15 protein-coding genes and 1 pseudogene are annotated in these 15,083 nt (G+C 65.6%); all 16 read right to left on the bottom strand.

Annotation, left to right across the window (positions count from 1 at the left end; genetic code table 11):
* Window positions 1-251: pseudogene (locus RT123_RS13455) on the bottom strand (DUF1009 domain-containing protein); the annotation flags it as partial.
* Window positions 248-1,036, bottom strand: a complete 789-nt coding sequence (lpxA, locus tag RT123_RS13450; protein WP_313009616.1) for an acyl-ACP--UDP-N-acetylglucosamine O-acyltransferase — start codon at window positions 1,034-1,036, stop codon at window positions 248-250. The pseudogene RT123_RS13455 and the gene lpxA, both read right to left, overlap by 4 nt.
* Window positions 1,036-1,530, bottom strand: coding sequence for a 3-hydroxyacyl-ACP dehydratase FabZ (fabZ, locus tag RT123_RS13445; RefSeq protein WP_409514916.1), 495 nt, complete (start codon window positions 1,528-1,530; stop codon window positions 1,036-1,038). Before fabZ ends, lpxA begins: the two co-directional genes overlap by 1 nt.
* Window positions 1,527-2,540: a UDP-3-O-(3-hydroxymyristoyl)glucosamine N-acyltransferase gene (gene lpxD, locus RT123_RS13440; protein ID WP_313009614.1), complete on the bottom strand. Its 1,014-nt coding sequence runs from the start codon at window positions 2,538-2,540 to the stop codon at window positions 1,527-1,529. The genes fabZ and lpxD overlap by 4 nt, the downstream gene beginning before the upstream one ends.
* A 7-nt stretch (window positions 2,541-2,547) precedes the next feature.
* Window positions 2,548-3,153: an OmpH family outer membrane protein gene (locus tag RT123_RS13435; protein ID WP_313009613.1), complete on the bottom strand. Its 606-nt coding sequence runs from the start codon at window positions 3,151-3,153 to the stop codon at window positions 2,548-2,550.
* Between the two features lie 32 nt (window positions 3,154-3,185).
* Complete coding sequence (gene bamA, locus RT123_RS13430) at window positions 3,186-5,642, bottom strand: outer membrane protein assembly factor BamA (protein WP_313009612.1); 2,457 nt, start codon at window positions 5,640-5,642, stop codon at window positions 3,186-3,188.
* Between the two features lie 29 nt (window positions 5,643-5,671).
* A complete protein-coding gene (locus RT123_RS13425; protein WP_313009611.1) occupies window positions 5,672-6,889 on the bottom strand; it encodes a M50 family metallopeptidase in 1,218 nt (405 codons plus the stop codon).
* Window positions 6,890-6,916: 27 nt separating this feature from the next.
* Window positions 6,917-8,113, bottom strand: coding sequence for a 1-deoxy-D-xylulose-5-phosphate reductoisomerase (gene dxr / locus RT123_RS13420; protein WP_313009610.1), 1,197 nt, complete (start codon window positions 8,111-8,113; stop codon window positions 6,917-6,919).
* Complete coding sequence (locus RT123_RS13415) at window positions 8,110-8,928, bottom strand: phosphatidate cytidylyltransferase (RefSeq protein ID WP_295240837.1); 819 nt, start codon at window positions 8,926-8,928, stop codon at window positions 8,110-8,112. Before RT123_RS13415 ends, dxr begins: the two co-directional genes overlap by 4 nt.
* Window positions 8,928-9,701, bottom strand: coding sequence for a polyprenyl diphosphate synthase (gene uppS, locus RT123_RS13410; RefSeq protein ID WP_165116627.1), 774 nt, complete (start codon window positions 9,699-9,701; stop codon window positions 8,928-8,930). The genes RT123_RS13415 and uppS overlap by 1 nt, the downstream gene beginning before the upstream one ends.
* Before the next feature lie 37 nt (window positions 9,702-9,738).
* Window positions 9,739-10,296 carry a ribosome recycling factor gene (gene frr / locus RT123_RS13405; protein WP_017503964.1) on the bottom strand — a complete coding sequence of 186 codons (558 nt, stop codon included), beginning with the start codon at window positions 10,294-10,296 and terminating at the stop codon, window positions 9,739-9,741.
* Window positions 10,297-10,335: 39 nt separating this feature from the next.
* A complete protein-coding gene (gene pyrH, locus RT123_RS13400) occupies window positions 10,336-11,070 on the bottom strand; it encodes a UMP kinase (RefSeq protein ID WP_045811327.1) in 735 nt (244 codons plus the stop codon).
* 127 nt (window positions 11,071-11,197) lie between these two features.
* Window positions 11,198-12,139 carry a translation elongation factor Ts gene (gene tsf / locus RT123_RS13395; protein ID WP_039247421.1) on the bottom strand — a complete coding sequence of 314 codons (942 nt, stop codon included), beginning with the start codon at window positions 12,137-12,139 and terminating at the stop codon, window positions 11,198-11,200.
* Window positions 12,140-12,250: 111 nt separating this feature from the next.
* Window positions 12,251-13,114 carry a 30S ribosomal protein S2 gene (gene rpsB / locus RT123_RS13390; protein WP_017503967.1) on the bottom strand — a complete coding sequence of 288 codons (864 nt, stop codon included), beginning with the start codon at window positions 13,112-13,114 and terminating at the stop codon, window positions 12,251-12,253.
* Between the two features lie 227 nt (window positions 13,115-13,341).
* The gene (locus RT123_RS13385) at window positions 13,342-13,938 is read right to left on the bottom strand and encodes a DUF4142 domain-containing protein (RefSeq protein WP_313009607.1); all 597 of its coding nucleotides are present in this window, start codon (window positions 13,936-13,938) and stop codon (window positions 13,342-13,344) included.
* Between the two features lie 86 nt (window positions 13,939-14,024).
* A partial coding sequence (locus RT123_RS13380; protein ID WP_313009605.1) for an OB-fold nucleic acid binding domain-containing protein occupies window positions 14,025-15,083 on the bottom strand: 1,059 nt, incomplete at its 5' end.

Here is a 15,083-nt window from a genome sequence, read left to right as displayed (position 1 = left end):
TTGAAATCCGGCCGATCGACGATGCCCGCCAGACAGACTGGCGTGCAGCGCTCGGCCTTCAACGCCTTCAGGATCGCGCCGATCTGCGCCATGCCGAACTCGGCGCCGGGCCAGCGCGCCAGATGATCGTCCGCGAACCCCGCCAGACGGATCACGAAAACCGGCCGTCCCAGCGCGTCGCAACGCGCCGCTACGGCCGCCGGCAGATCGCCGCCGCCTGCGATCAGACCCAGCTTTTCAGCCGCGCTCATTCCGCGTTCGGCAGGCACAGCGGACGACGCCCGCCGTCACGGATGAAGGCGATGATCTCCATAATCTCCGGCAGGTCGGCATAGCGTTCCGCCACGCCATCGATCCGACCGGCGAACTCGCCCTCGCCCTCGAACAGATCACGATAGGCCGCAAGCAGACGCCGCACCTGATCCTTGCCGTATCCCTTGCGCTTCAACCCGATCAAGTTCAGCCCACGTAGCCGCGCATGATTGCCCCAGGCCGAGCCATAGGGGATGACGTCGCGCGTCACCGCCGCTAAGCCCCCAATGATCGCGCCTTGCCCGACGCGACCATTCTGGTGCACCGCGCACAGCCCACCCAGGAACACCTTGTCCCCGACCTGAGCATGACCGCCCAGGGTCGCGTTGTTGGCCATGACGACATTGTCGCCGACGACGCAGTCGTGACCGACATGGGCGCCGGTCATGAACAGGTTGTTCGACCCCACGACCGTCACGCCCGTCCCCTGCGGCGTGCCCCGATTGAAGGTGCAGTGCTCGCGGATCAGGTTGTTCTCGCCGATCTCCAGCCGAACCGTCTCGCCCTTGTAGCCATTGTGTTGCGGGTCGCCGCCAATGACGGCGAAGGGGTGGATGACAGTCCCGGCCCCGACCGTCGTGTCCTGCTGGACCACGACCTGGCTGACCAGGCGCACATTGTCGCTAAGCACCACATTCGGCCCGACTGTGCACCATGGGCCGACCTCGATCCCCTCGCCCAAGGTCGCCGTTGCGTCGATCAGAGCCGTAGGATGGACGGTCATCAGGCCGCCGGCTCAGGCGCTGGAGTGGGCACAGTCACGACCATCGCCATGAACTCGGCTTCGGCCGCCAGCTTACCGTCGATGAAGGTCTCGCCCCGGAACTTGTAGGCGTCGCCCCGCGCGCGGATCACCTTGACCTCCATGTGCAGTTGGTCGCCGGGCCTCGCGGGCTTTCTGAAGCGAACCCCGTCGATCGACATGAACATGATGACCTTGTCGGCCACGGCGACGTCCAGCGTCTTGGACATCAACAGTGCGCCGGTCTGGGCCATTGCCTCCACGATCAGCACGCCGGGCATGACCGGATCGATTGGGAAGTGCCCCGGGAAGAAGGGCTCGTTGTGGGTGACGTTCTTGATGCCGACGATTGACGTAGCGGGCACGAAGTCTTCGGCCTTGTCCACCAGCAGGAAGGGATAACGGTGCGGCAGCCGCCGCATCACCTCGGCATAATCGATCTTGCCTTCGACGGCAGTCGTGTCGCTCATCCCTATGATTCCTTCGGAGCCTTCTTCGATGAGGCCTGTTTGGCGAGCCAGACCGTCTCGCGCAAGAACTGTCGGATCGGACGCGCCGGATAACCAGACCAGGTCTCGCCAGCGGGAACATCGGCCAGCACACCGGCTCCGGCCGCGACGCGCGCACCCTCGCCGATCGTGATGTGGTCTCCGATCCCCGCCTTGCCGCCGAAGATGACATTGTCGCCCACGGTCACCGAGCCCGAGATGCCGGTATTGGCGACCAGCAAGCAGTTGCGGCCGATGACGCAGTTGTGGCCGACCATCACCAGATTATCGATCTTGGTGTTCTCGCCGATGACCGTGTCGTCATAGGCGCCACGGTCGATGCACGAGTTGGCGCCCACCGTCACGCCGTCCTGAAGGATGACGCGACCGAGTTGGGGAATATCCATGACCCCCGCCGCTGTCCCCGTGGCGCCGAAGCCCGCTTCGCCGATCCGGGCGCCGGCATACAGCTTCACCCGGTCGCCGATCAGCGCGAAGGCCACGCTGACGTTGGCGCCGATCACGCAATCACGGCCGATTTGCACGCCGGGCGCGATGACGCTGTTGGCGCCAATGCGGGACCCTAGACCGATGCGGACGCCCTGCCCCAGGATCGCGCCCGGTTCGACCACGACGCTGTCGTCCTCGCCCGCCTCGTCGCGGGTTATCGCTTTGTCCAGAAGTATGGGCCGATGCAGCGCCAACGACGCCTTGGCCCAGGCGGCTTGAGGCGTGCGCGAGATGATGACAGCGGCGGACGACGGCGCGGCGTCCTTGGCCTCAGCCGGCACGATGACGCAGCCGGCCTGTGTCGTCGCCAGCGCGGCGGCGAACTTGCGGTCGCCTAAGAACGCGATCGCGCCCCCGTCCGCAGAGGACAAGGGCGCGACGTAGGCGATCATGCGATCCCCGCCCCGCTCGACCTCGCCCCCGATCTGCGCCGCCAAATCGGCGACGCTGAGGGGCGACAGGGTTTCGAAAAAGCGGGGATCGGGCATCGACGACTTAGTTGGCGGCGGCCGGTTGAGCCTGCGTCTGAGCCGGCACGGCCATACGGTTAAAGGTCAGGGTCGGCAGGGCCGTGTTCAGGCGCTGGATCGCCAGGTCAGTGACATCCATGGCCGGGTTCATCATGAAGACGCTCTCGCGGTCCAGCAGCAGGCCGCAGCCCTTCTCCTGATACAGGGCGGTCAGGATCGGCGAGACGGCCTCGGTGATGGCCTGGCGTTGCATACCCAGGGTGTAGCGCAGCTCGTTTTCACGCGTGGCTTCCAGCTGTTGGGCCTCTTGCGCGCGCTGCTGCAGGGCCTGACGGCGCTGTTGCAGTTGGTCGGCCGGCAGGCTCGAACCCGAGGCTTGCAGTTGCTGAGCGTCCGACTGGATGGACGTGGCGTAAGGCTGCAATTCGCCCTGAACTTCCTGAGCCAACTGTTGCATGCGGGCTTCGACGGCCTGACCGGCCGACGACTGGGCCAGCAGACGCGCGTTGTAATAGACGCAGACGCCGGGGATCACCGGGCCGGGGTTGGCCGGCGCGCCGGCCTGTTGCGCCGAAGCGGCGGTGGCGATGAGCGAAGCAGCGGCGGTCGCCGCGATGATCAGAGCTTTCATGGTGTTTCCTCGTGCGGTCGAAAAAGCCGCGATTAGAACTGAGTGGAGGTCGAGAAGCGGAAGGATTCCGTCTTGTCGTAATCTTCCTTGGAAAGGACCTTGGAGATGTCGAAGCGGATCGGACCCATTGGCGACTTCCAGTGGATGCTGACGCCAGCCGATGCGCGCAGCGACAGCTCATCGGCGATATTGGTGTTCACCGTTCCGGTGGACGTCAGCTTGTAGCGGTCATCCAGCACCCCCAGCGTACCGACATCGGCGAACAGCGAGGTCTTGATGCCGTATTGCTCGGGCAGATAGTTCGGCACGGTGAGCTCGACCGTGCCGATGGCGTAGAAGTTGCCGCCCAGGGCGTCGGTCGTATTCAGATCGCGCGGCCCCATACCGGCTGTCTCGAAGCCGCGGAAGCTGTTGCCGCCCTTGAAGAAGCGGTCGTTGATGCGGATCGGGTCACCGTTCCAGCCGCTGACGTAGCCAGTCGAACCCTGAACGCTGACGACCCAGGCTGGGGTGATGCCATAGTACCAGCTCGCATCAGCCTCGGTCTTCACATAGTTCACGTCGCCGCCCAGACCCGCAAGGTCCTGACGCAACGAACCAGCCCAGCCGCGCGTCGGACGGATCGGATCGTTGGTGTAGTTGACCTGAAGCGTGTAGCCCGCCGACGAGTTGATGAAGCTGCCGATCTGATCGCACAGCGCCGAGGATCCCTGCCCCACGCCCGAGCAGAAGCCCGTCGGCACGATGATCTCGTCGGACTTTAGGAAATAGCGCGTGCTGAGCAGCATATTGCCGTTCAGCGGGTAGGACAGACGCAGGCCCGCTCCGGTCGAACGATAGTCGTACGACGAATACTGGCTCAGGTCGTAGCGCGAGTGGAACAGGTCGAAGCCGGCGCGCAGATCGCGTCCCAGGAACTTCGGCTCCGTGAAGCGGAAATCGACCTGCTGGCGCAGCGAACCCCACTCCAGACGGGCGACCACGTTCTGGCCGCGCCCACGGAAGTTCCGCTCCGAGATGCCCAGGTTGACCGTGAAGGAGTCGACGGAGCTGAAGCCCGCGCCGACGGACAGTTCGCCAGTCGGCTGTTCCTGAACGTTGACGTTGATGACCGAGCGGTCCGGCGCGCTGCCGCGCGTTTCCTCGACCGTCACGTCCTTGAAGAAGCCCAGGGCGCGCAGATTGTTGCGCGAGCGCTCCATCAGGGCGCGGTTGAAGGCGTCGCCCTCGGTCAGCAGCAGTTCGCGGCGAATGACCGGGTCGATCGTGCGGGTGTTGCCGACCACATTGATGCGATCGATATAGACGCGCTGGCCCTCGGACACGTTGAAGGTCACATCGACCGTGTCCGTCTCGGGATTGGCCTTGTAGGTCGGATTGATCTCGACGAAGGCGTAACCGGCCGAACCGGCCGCGAACGTCAGGGCGTCGACCGCCTGTTCGATCTTGTCGCTTTCGTACAGCTGGCCTTCCCGGATCGGCACCAGAGCCTTCAGGAAGTCGGCGTTCAGCCGGTCGTTCTGGGTGACGACCTTGATCTCACCGAAGTTGTACTTGTCGCCTTCGTTAAGGGTCAGCGTCAGCTGGAACGCCTGATCGTCCGGCTGCAGCTCGGCGACCGAGGACACCACGCGGAAGTCATAATAGCCGCGGTTGGTGTAGAACTTGCGCAGTTGCTCCTGGTCGTATTCCAGGCGGTTGGGATCGTAGTTGTCGTTGTTGGAGAAGAACTTCCACCAGGTCGACTTCTCGGTGACCATCACGCCGCGCACGTCGCGATCCGAAAACGCCTCGTTGCCCAAGACGTTGATGGCGCTGATGCCGGTTTGCGGGCCTTCGTTGATCTCAAAGATCACATCGACGCGGTTCTGTTCAAGCTGGACAAGCTTGGGCGTCACGGTCGCAGAGATGCGGCCCTGGAGGCGGTACAGTTCGACGATCGCGCCGACGTCTTCCTGAACCTTGGCGCGGGTATAGATGCCGCGCGGCGCCAGGGTCACTTCCTTGGTCAGCTTGTCCTTCGACAGCGCCTTGTTTCCCTCGAACACCACTTGGTTGATGATCGGGTTCTCGACGATCTGGACGATCAGGTCGCCGTTCTGGATGCCCAGTTGCACATCGGCGAACAGGCCCGTGCGCGACAGGGTGCGCACCGCGACGTCCAGCACCGAGGCGTCGACCGCATCACCAGGGCGGATCGGCAGGTAGGACAGGACCGTCGTCTGGTCGATCCGCTGCGCGCCCTGCACGATGATGCGATTGATCGTGATCGTCTGCGGTGCAGCGATCTCGACACGCGGTTCGGCAGCGCTCGCCGGGGCCTGCGACGTGGCCGCTTGAGCCGGAGCAGCAGGCGTCGTGGTCGGCGCAGTTTGAGCCGGCGCGGTCTGGGCCAGCGCGGGTGCGCCCAGACCGGCGGCGACCGCCAGAGCCAGCAGGCTGGAGCGGGCGCTCAGTCGAACGGCGGCGCGAGAGGTCATGTCATTCATTCGGGAAACCGTCGGGGGCTGGCGTCGGCTCACGAGACGAGCCCGCCGAGGAATTGGAAGATATTGAGCTTCTGTAGGTCGTTCCACGTTGCGAACAACATAAATCCCGCCAAAAGCGCAAGGCCTGCACGATAGCCCATCTCCTGGAACCGCGCCGACACAGGCTGTTTCGCCACAGCCTCATAGCCGTAGAAAAGCAGATGCCCGCCGTCGAGGACCGGAATGGGAAGCAGATTTAGAAAGCCGATTCCGATCGAAAGTATGGCGGCCAAGGTTGTCAGCGTCAGGATCAGGTTGATCGCCATGGCGCCCGGCGCCGGATTGGCCTCGACTGCAGCCGTGGTCAGGGAGCCCGTCGCCTTGGCCATGCCCAGCGGGCCGCTGAACTGATCGCCCGACTCGCGCCCCGTCGCCAGACGTCCAAGGTAGGTCAGGGTCGAGCCGATGACGTCGGCGGTCTGGCGCGCACCCTCAACCACGGCGTCGATAGGGCCGTAACGCACGTGGCGGACATCGCCGGCCGACGAGCCCAGCCCGAGGCCGATGCGGCCGACCTTGACCCGTCCGGCGATGGGGTCGTTTTCCTCGCGGCGTTCCGGCGTGGCGACCAGTTCGACCGGACGGCCGGCGCGCTCGACCGTGAAACGCACGGGATCGCCGGTCGAGAGCATGACGGTGCGGGTGACCGCGCTGCCGTCCTTGATAGCCTTGCCGTTCACCTCGGTGATCAGGTCGCCGACCTGGAATCCGGCGGCGGCGGCGGGCGATCCCTCCTGGACCTGCGCGACGCGCGCGGGGCGCAAGGACACGCCGACGGCCATGAAGACGACGGCGAAGATGGTGATGGCCAGGATGAAGTTGGCCATGGGCCCGGCCGCGACGATCAGGGCGCGCTGCCACACCGGCTTGAAGTGGAAATAGTCACGCTCGGCGCCCGGTCCACGCTCGGCCACCACGCGCCGGCGCAGTTCGTCCAGTCCGGCCCGGTCCGGCACGCTGGACGCATCCAGATCGCCCGAGAACTTCACATAGCCGCCCAGCGGCAGCCAGCCGAGACGCCATTCGATGCCGTGACGATCGGTGCGGCTGGCCACGGCCTTGCCGAAGCCGACCGCGAACCGATCCACCTTCACGCCGAAGGCGCGCGCGACAAGGAAGTGACCTAGTTCATGGATGGTGACGATGAAGGTCAGCACCAGCAGGAACGAGGCGATGGAGGTCAGGACCTGACCCAGGACGCCCAGCATTCGAAAATCGTCTCCCCTGGCCTGCTGTCAGGCCGCATTCGCAAGGCCGGCGATGACGCTCTCGGCCATTCGACGCGTCTCGGCGTCGACCGAAAGGGCCGCGCCGCAGGCGTCTCCAGAACCGAAAGCCATCCCCGCTTTCGTCGCACGCTCAAGGGTTTCGGCGACGACTGCGGCAATATTGAGAAACGCCAGCTTGCGGTCAAGGAAGGCGAAGGCGGCGACCTCGTTGGCGGCGTTGAACACGGCCGGCGTCGCGCCGCCCGCCTTCAGGGCCTGACGCGCCAGATCGAGGGCGGGAAAGCGCGTCAGATCGGGCGCTTCGAACGTCAACCGACCCAGAGCAGCCAGATCCAGCTTGGGCGCCGGCCACGCGATCCGATCCGGCCAGGCCAGGGCGCAGGCGATCGGCGTGCGCATATCCGGCGGTCCCATCTGAGCCAGGGTCGAACCGTCCACATATTCCACAAGGCTGTGGATGATCGATTCGGGGTGCACCACGACGTCGATCCGATCCTGCGGCATATCGAACAGATAGGCCGCCTCGATCATCTCTAGGCCCTTGTTAGCCATGGTGGCGCTATCGACCGAAATCTTGGCCCCCATGCTCCAGTTGGGGTGGGCGACGGCCTGTTCGGGCGTGATGCCGACCATCTGCTCGCGCGGAGTCTGGCGGAACGGTCCGCCCGATGCCGTCAGGATCAGCTTGGCCACGCGCTCAGGCGCTTCGGCCGGAAACACCTGGAAGATGGCGGAGTGTTCGGAATCGACGGGGATCAAACGCCCCCCTGCCCGCTTGACCCGTTCGATCAAGGCGGGGCCGCAGCAGACCAGGCTTTCCTTGTTGGCCAGCGCCAGGGTCACGCCCGTCCCCGCCGCCGCCCAGGCGGACTTCAGACCCGCCGCTCCGACGATGGACGCCATGATCCAGTCGACAGGTCGCGTCGCCGCCTCGACGATGGCGGCGTCGCCGGCGGCGACAGCAACGTCCGTGCCGGACAAGGCGTCGCGCAGATCTCCCAACCGAGCCGGATCGGCGGTCACGACCAGCTTGGGCCGCCAGCGCCTGGCCTGCTCGGCCAGTTTGGCGATATTGGCGCCGCCCGTCAGGGCCTCGACCTCGAACGCGCCCGTGCCCGTCGCCTCGGCTTGAGCCATCAGGTCCAGTGTGGAGGCGCCGACCGATCCGGTCGCGCCAAGTACGGTGACGCGACGCCGGATCACGCCCCGCGCTCCAGCATCAGGACGAGCAGTCGGCCAGCCGCGACGACCACGACCGCGAACATCAGGCCATCGACACGGTCCAGCAGGCCGCCGTGGCCCGGAATGGTGTTGCCCGCATCCTTGACCCCGAACCGTCGCTTCAGCGCCGATTCCCACAGGTCGCCCGCCATGGTCGCCAAAGCCCCCGCAAAGCCCAGCACCGCCCCCCAGACGACGCTCAGGGCGCCCATATTGACCCAGGCCGTCATGACGGCGCCCGCAACTGCGCCGGCCGCAACGCCGCCGATGAACCCGGACCACGTCTTGTTCGGGGAAAATCGCGGCCACAGCTTGGGTCCGCCGAAAGTGGATCCCGCCAGATAGGCCACGATGTCGGCCGACCAGGCTACGGCGAAGACCAGCACGGTCCAATGCAGCCCGATCAAACTGTCGACGTCGCGCAGCCAGATCAGCAGGACCGAAGGCCAGCCGAGATAGAGCACGCCATAGGCGGCATCCAGCGCCTCCTGCCCCCGACTGCGGGCATAGACCCCGGCCGCGACCGCGCCGAACACCAGCATGATGAAGGCGACGGACATGGCGCCGAAATGGGCGCTAATCACCGCCGCCACGACGCCGAAGCTGACCGCGCCGCCCATGACGCGGCGTGCATGGGGCGCACTCATCGCCGCCCATTCGAACGCCAGGACGACGCTGGCGACGATCATCAGCGCCAGGAACCACACGCCGCCGCCCCACGTCGCAGCGACGGCGGCGGGCGCCAGAACGACGGCGGACGCAGCCCTGAGGGCGATATCCCGACCCTTGACCGCCATCAGGCCGTCGCGCGTTCAGGCGCGATCACGCGTCCGCCGAAACGGCGGTCGCGCTGACCAAAGGCCGAAATCGCCTCGGCCAAGGCCTTGGGACCATAGTCGGGCCACAGAATGTCCTGGAACACGAGCTCGGCGTAGGCGGCCTCCCACAACAGGAAGTTCGAAAGCCGCTGCTCGCCCGACGTGCGCACGATCAGATCAAGCGGCGGCGAGCCCGCCGTGGCCAGCCCGGCCGTCAGGATCGCTTCGTTGAAGGGCTCGACCGTCTCGCCCGCCAGAACCCGCTCCATATGGCGACGCGCGGCGTCCACCAGATCAGCGCGACCGCCGTAGTTGAAGGCGACCTGCAACAGGAAGCGATCGTTATGGGCGGTCTGGGCCTCGGCCCGTTCGATGATGGCGGCGATATCGGCCGGCAGTCCCTGGCGTCGCCCCAAAATCTTCAGCCGGACGCCGGCCTTGGTCAGTCGGGCCAGATCGCTGGCGACGTAGGACCGCACCAGCCCCATCAGGTCCGACACTTCGTCCTCGGGCCGGCTCCAGTTCTCGGTCGAGAAGCCGAACACCGTCAGGCAATCGATGCCCAGATCCGGCGCCGCTTGGATCGTGCGCTTCAGCGCCTGGACGCCCTCACGATGGCCCAGGGCCCGAGGCAGACCGCGCGCCTTCGCCCAGCGTCCATTGCCGTCCATGATGATGGCGACGTGGCGCGGGCCGTCCTGACCCTGCTTGTCTGGGCTTTGGCCTGAAGGCGCGGCGCGGTCTGCCGTCATCTGTCGTGCGATCCCTTCCGGACCCAGCCGTTTCGCCTCAGACCTGCATGATCTCTTGTTCCTTGGTCTTCAAGGTCTCGTCGATGCGCTTGATGGCCGCGTCGGTGTCCTTCTGGACCTCGGTCTCCATCTTCTTTTGCTCGTCCTGGCTGATCTCGCCGGCCTTCTCGGCCTTCTTCAGGTCGTCGTTGGCGTCGCGGCGGACGTTGCGAACCGAGATCTTCTGCTGCTCGGCGTATTTGCCGGCCAACTTGACCAGGTCCTTGCGGCGTTCCTCGGTCAGGGGCGGCACCGGAATGCGCAGGGTCTGGCCGTCCACGATCGGGTTCAGGCCCAGGTTGGCGTTGCGGATCGCCTTTTCGACGGCGACCACCATGCCCTTGTCCCAGACGTTGACGCTCAGCATCCGGGGCTCAGGCACGCTGATGGCGGCGACGGCGGTCAGGGGCGAGGCCGAGCCGTAGGCCTCGACCCGCACGGGCTCTAGCAGGCCGGCGTTGGCCCGGCCGGTGCGCAGACCGCTGAACTCTTCCTTCAGGGCGGCGACGGAGCGATCCATGCGATCGCGATAGGTCTTGAGGTCAGGCTTTGCCATGGTCTTGGTCTCTCTTGTCTTTCCTGGTCAGGCGAACGTTCAGGCGACGTCCTGAATGACCGTGAACGTGCCTTCGCCGGTCAGGGTCCGGCGCAGCGAATTGTCTTCCCGAATGGAGAAGACCACGATCGGGATGCCCGTGTCGCGCATCATGGCGATGGCCGAGGCGTCCATGACCCGCAGATCCTTGGCCAGCACGTCCTGATAGGACAGCGTCTCGTACCGCGTCGCGTCGGGATCCTTCTTCGGGTCGGCGGTATAGACCCCGTCCACGCTGGTGCCCTTCAGCAGGGCGTCGCAGCCCATTTCGGCCGCACGCAGCGCCGCGCCCGAGTCCGTGGTGAAGAACGGTGCGCCCACGCCGGCGGCGAAGATCACGACCCGCCCCTTTTCCAAATGCCGCAGGGCGCGCCGGCGGATGTAGGGTTCGGCGATGGCCGCCATCGGAATGGCGCTCTGCACGCGGGTCGAGACGCCGATCTTCTCCAGCGCCGATTGCATGGCCAGGGCGTTCATGATGGTCGCCAGCATGCCCATATAGTCAGCCTGGGCGCGCTCCATGCCGGCCGCCGCCTTGGACAGACCGCGGAAGATGTTGCCGCCGCCGATGACCAGGCAGATTTCAACGCCCTCGGCCGCGACATCCGCGACGGCCTTGGCCACCGCATCGACGGTCTTCATGTCGACGCCGAACGACTGGTCGCCCATCAGCACCTCGCCCGACACCTTCAGCAGGACGCGTTTGTAGCGGAAGGTCGAGGGGGCGTCGGGCATGCGGGAAGGTCCGTTTGACTGCGGCGCCATTGAATCAGGCGGCTTCTTATAGACGAAAGGCGCGCCGGCCATCAAAGCCGAACGCGCCCTTCTGATACAAAACCCTCACGAATGAGGGGAATGTTTTTTAGTTGCCGCCCATCATGGAGGCGACTTCCGACGCGAAGTCGGGGCCTTCGACCTTCTCGACGCCTTCACCCAGCGCCAGGCGGACGAAGCCGGCCAGGTGCAGGTTGGAGGAGCCCAGTTCCTTGGCCGAATTGGCGACCAGTTGCTCGATGGTCACGTCCGGATCCATGACGAACGGCTGCTTGGACAGCACCACGTCCTTCTGGAACTTGTTGATCTGACCTTCCACGATCTTTTCGATCATGGCTTCCGGGCGACCTTCTTCCTTGGCCTTTTCGATCAGAACGGCGCGTTCCTTCTCAATGGCGGCGGGGTCCAGGTCGTCGGTGTTCAGCGACAGCGGCGCGGTGGCGGCGACGTGCATGGCGATCTTGCGGCCCAGTTCGCGAAGCGCGGTCTTGTCGCCCTCGCCTTCCAGCGCGACCAGCACGCCGATACGGCCGACGCCCGGCGAAACCGCGTTGTGGACGTAGGTCGAGACCACGCCTTCCGACACCGACAGGCGGGCGGCGCGACGCAGTTGCATGTTCTCGCCGATGGTGGCGATCATGTTGGTCACTTCGTCCTGGACCGTCTTGCCGGCTTCCAGTTCGGCGCCGTGCAGGGCCTCGACCGAGTGGTGCTCCAGACCCAGTTGGGCGAACGACTTGGCGGCGTTCTGGAACAGCTCGTTACGGGCGACGAAGTCGGTTTCGGCGTTGAACTCGATGGCGGCGGCGACTTCGCCCTTGCCGTCTTCCTTCGACGCGACGGCGACCAGACCCTCAGCGGCGACGCGGTCGGCCTTCTTGGCGGCCTTGGACAGGCCCTTGGCGCGCAGCCAGTCGATCGCTGCTTCGATGTTGCCGTCGTTTTCGACCAGCGCCTTCTTGCAGTCCATCATGCCGACGCCCGAACGCTCGCGAAGCTCCTTCACGAGGGCGGCAGTGATCTCGGCCATGTTCTTCTCCTTGGGGGATTTCGTATGTGGGAACGGCCGGACTGATTTAGCCCGGCCGTGTGTCAGTTCGTCAGGCGGCGCTCAAGAACGCGAACGCCGCCCGGCGGGCGATCAGCCCTCGGCCTTCTCGGTTTCGGCAGCCGGCTCAGCAGCGGCTTCCAGTTCGGCGGCGGCGCCTTCCGTGCCGGCCGGCGCGGCTTCGGCTTCAGCCTTGGGGGCCGAGGCTTCACGCAGCATCGGCTCGACCGGAGCTTCCGAAGCGCCCAGGTCGATGCCCGAGGCCGAAGCGCCGGCGGCCAGACCGTCCAGGACGGCGTCGGCGATCAGGTCGCAGTAGGTCTGGATGGCGCGGGCGGCGTCGTCGTTGCCGGGGACCGGATAGGTGATGCCGTCCGGGTCCGAGTTGGTGTCCAGGATAGCGATGATCGGAATGTTCAGCTTGCGGGCCTCCTGGATCGCGATCGCTTCCTTGTTGGTGTCGATCACGAACATGATGTCCGGGATCGAACCCATGTCCTTGATGCCGCCCAGCGACAGCTCAAGCTTGTCCTTCTCGCGCTGCAGGTTCAGCAGCTCTTTCTTGACGCGGCCTTCGCCGCCGTTTTCCAGAATGCCTTCCAGCTCACGCAGACGAGCGATCGAGCCCGACACGGTGCGCCAGTTGGTCAGCGTGCCGCCGAGCCAACGGTTGTTCATGTAATACTGGGCGCAGCGCTTGGCGGCTTCCGCGACCGGCTCTGCGGCCTGGCGCTTGGTGCCGACGAACAGAACGCGACCGCCCTTGGCGGCGACTTCACGCACGGCCACCAGAGCCTGGTGGAACAGCGGCATCGTCTGCGACAGGTCGATGATGTGGATGTTCGAGCGCGAGCCGAAGATGTAGCGGTCCATCTTCGGGTTCCAGCGGTGCGTCTGGTGGCCGAAGTGGGCGCCGGCTTCAAGCAGGGTGCGCATCGAGAATTCAGGCAGAGCCATGATCGTTCAGTCCTTTTTCCGATCAAACGTGGCGCGGGGGATTAAAGGTCTGAAAGACCCTCGGAATGGTGCGGATCGGGATGTCTCCCCGAAGCGCGCCTCTCCCGCGTTGCGAAATGCGGGGGCCATGTAGGCCGGATGGGCCGCAATAGCAAGCGCAGCCCTGCAAATGCGGAAAAGGCGGCCCCTTTCGGGACCGCCTTTGGTCAGCAATGCAACGGCTGCTTTTACTTTATCGCGTCCAGCAGGGTCCGGGCGCGGTCGCGGTGTGCAGTGACGGGCGTCACAAGCTCGCGCGCCAGGGTGGCCAGAGCCGGCGCTTCGGTGTTGTCGGCAAAGCCGTTCAGCAGCGTCAGCGTCTCGTTGTGGGCGGCGACTTGTTGGTCCAGATAGACCTTGTCGAAGTCGTCCGGCGTGGCGGCGTTCAGATTGTCGATCAGGCCCTTGCGGCGTTCGTCCAACGTCGTGGGGATGGCGACATTGGGCGCGGCGGTCGCCTGAGCGGCGGCCAGCTTCTCGCCGGCGGCGGTGTGATCCTTGGTGATCATGGCGGCCAGGGCCTTCACGTCCGCATTCTTGGACTTGGCGGCGGCGATCTTGGCGGCTTCCAGCTCATACATGTTGCCGGTGCCTAGGCCGGTGACGAAACCGTCGACGGTGTTGGCGCCCACGGTCATGGCCGAGGTCTGGCCCACGACGCCGGAGGTAGCGTCCTGAGTGGCGTTGACCGCTTCGCCGGTGTTCTGGGCGGCGCTGTCGCCACCCTGGTTGCAGGCGGCGAGGAGAGCCAGCGAGGCGACGCTGGCGATGGCGAGATATTTCATTGGAACAGTCTCCCTATGGACTGACCAAACCCATCACGCGTCCGTGAGGTTCCGAAAAATCAAAACTTGACCATATCCGAGAGGGCTTAGGCGTCCTCCAGCATAACGACGCCCGGCGCTGACTTCAGCGCGCCGCGCAGGGCCCCGTCCAGGCGATAACGACCGGGAATCTTGACCTCCACCTCGCGCCCTTGATCGAGGCCTGCGATCATCAACGACACCTCCCCGCCCTTGCCGATCGCGCCTGATCGCGCGCGTTCCAGCCGCGCCTTCAGCGCCTCGGCGTCTGCACTGCGGGCCGAGACATGGATGCGAAGGCCGATGTTGGCGTCGTCCAGCAGATTATCCATTTGCGAGGCGTCGTCGCCGAAGAAGCGCACCTCTCCCTCCGAAGACTTGGCGCGCACGCGCACCATGACCGAGGCGCCGGGCTCCAGCACCTCGCGGCATTTGCGCAGTTGTTCGGGCGGAAACAGGCATTCGAACTCGCCGGTCGGGTCCGAGAAGGTCACGAAGGCGAACTTCTCGCCCGTCCGCGCGCTGGCCCGCTCCTGTTTGCGACGAACGACACCCGCCATCTGGAACGCCTCGTGGCCGGACTCAGCCAGCGGAATCGCTTCGGCGACGAAGGTGACGCGCTTGCGCTTCAGGGCTGAGGTCATCTCGTCCAGCGGGTGGCCCGACAGATAGAAGCCGACCGCCGACAGTTCGTGATCCAGCCTCTCCGGCCCTACCCAGGGTTCGACGCTCTTTAGACGCGGCCGACCGGCATGGGCCTGGTCGCCGCCGAATAATGACACCTGAGACGAGGCGCGCTCGGCCGCCACGCTCTGGCAATAGGCCATCAGCACGTCGGCCTGTTCCAGCAACTGACGCCGGTTGGGGTGGATGCTGTCGAAGGCGCCGGCCTTGGCCAGACCTTCCAGCGCGCGCTTGTTGACGCTGCGCGGATCGACGCGCTCGAGGAAGTCGAAGATGTCGGCGAAGCGGCCGCCCGTCTCGCGCACCTCGATGACGTGTTTCATCGCCTCGAGACCCACGTTTCGGATCGCGCCCAGGGCGTAGAGCACCGCGCCCTTGTCGTCGTCCCAGGCCACGTCGAAGTCGGCCGACGAGCGATTGATGTCGGGCGCCAAGACCGGCAC

Source organism: Brevundimonas vesicularis, assembly GCF_032067225.1.
In the GTDB taxonomy this organism is placed as follows: domain Bacteria; phylum Pseudomonadota; class Alphaproteobacteria; order Caulobacterales; family Caulobacteraceae; genus Brevundimonas; species Brevundimonas vesicularis_F.
Note: the sequence above shows the minus strand (reverse complement) of the source record. Positions and strands in the feature narration are given on the sequence as shown.

Coding starts and splice junctions, on each gene's coding strand:
- RT123_RS13425 (WP_313009611.1), bottom strand. CDS start 6,889: ATGCTGGGCGTCCTGGGTCAGGTCCTGACCTCCATCGCCTCGTTCCTG.
- frr (WP_017503964.1), bottom strand. CDS start 10,296: ATGGCAAAGCCTGACCTCAAGACCTATCGCGATCGCATGGATCGCTCC.
- uppS (WP_165116627.1), bottom strand. CDS start 9,701: ATGACGGCAGACCGCGCCGCGCCTTCAGGCCAAAGCCCAGACAAGCAG.
- RT123_RS13385 (WP_313009607.1), bottom strand. CDS start 13,938: ATGAAATATCTCGCCATCGCCAGCGTCGCCTCGCTGGCTCTCCTCGCC.
- bamA (WP_313009612.1), bottom strand. CDS start 5,642: ATGAATGACATGACCTCTCGCGCCGCCGTTCGACTGAGCGCCCGCTCC.
- pyrH (WP_045811327.1), bottom strand. CDS start 11,070: ATGCCCGACGCCCCCTCGACCTTCCGCTACAAACGCGTCCTGCTGAAG.
- lpxA (WP_313009616.1), bottom strand. CDS start 1,036: ATGACCGTCCATCCTACGGCTCTGATCGACGCAACGGCGACCTTGGGC.
- lpxD (WP_313009614.1), bottom strand. CDS start 2,540: ATGCCCGATCCCCGCTTTTTCGAAACCCTGTCGCCCCTCAGCGTCGCC.
- RT123_RS13415 (WP_295240837.1), bottom strand. CDS start 8,928: ATGGCGGTCAAGGGTCGGGATATCGCCCTCAGGGCTGCGTCCGCCGTC.
- tsf (WP_039247421.1), bottom strand. CDS start 12,139: ATGGCCGAGATCACTGCCGCCCTCGTGAAGGAGCTTCGCGAGCGTTCG.
- rpsB (WP_017503967.1), bottom strand. CDS start 13,114: ATGGCTCTGCCTGAATTCTCGATGCGCACCCTGCTTGAAGCCGGCGCC.
- RT123_RS13435 (WP_313009613.1), bottom strand. CDS start 3,153: ATGAAAGCTCTGATCATCGCGGCGACCGCCGCTGCTTCGCTCATCGCC.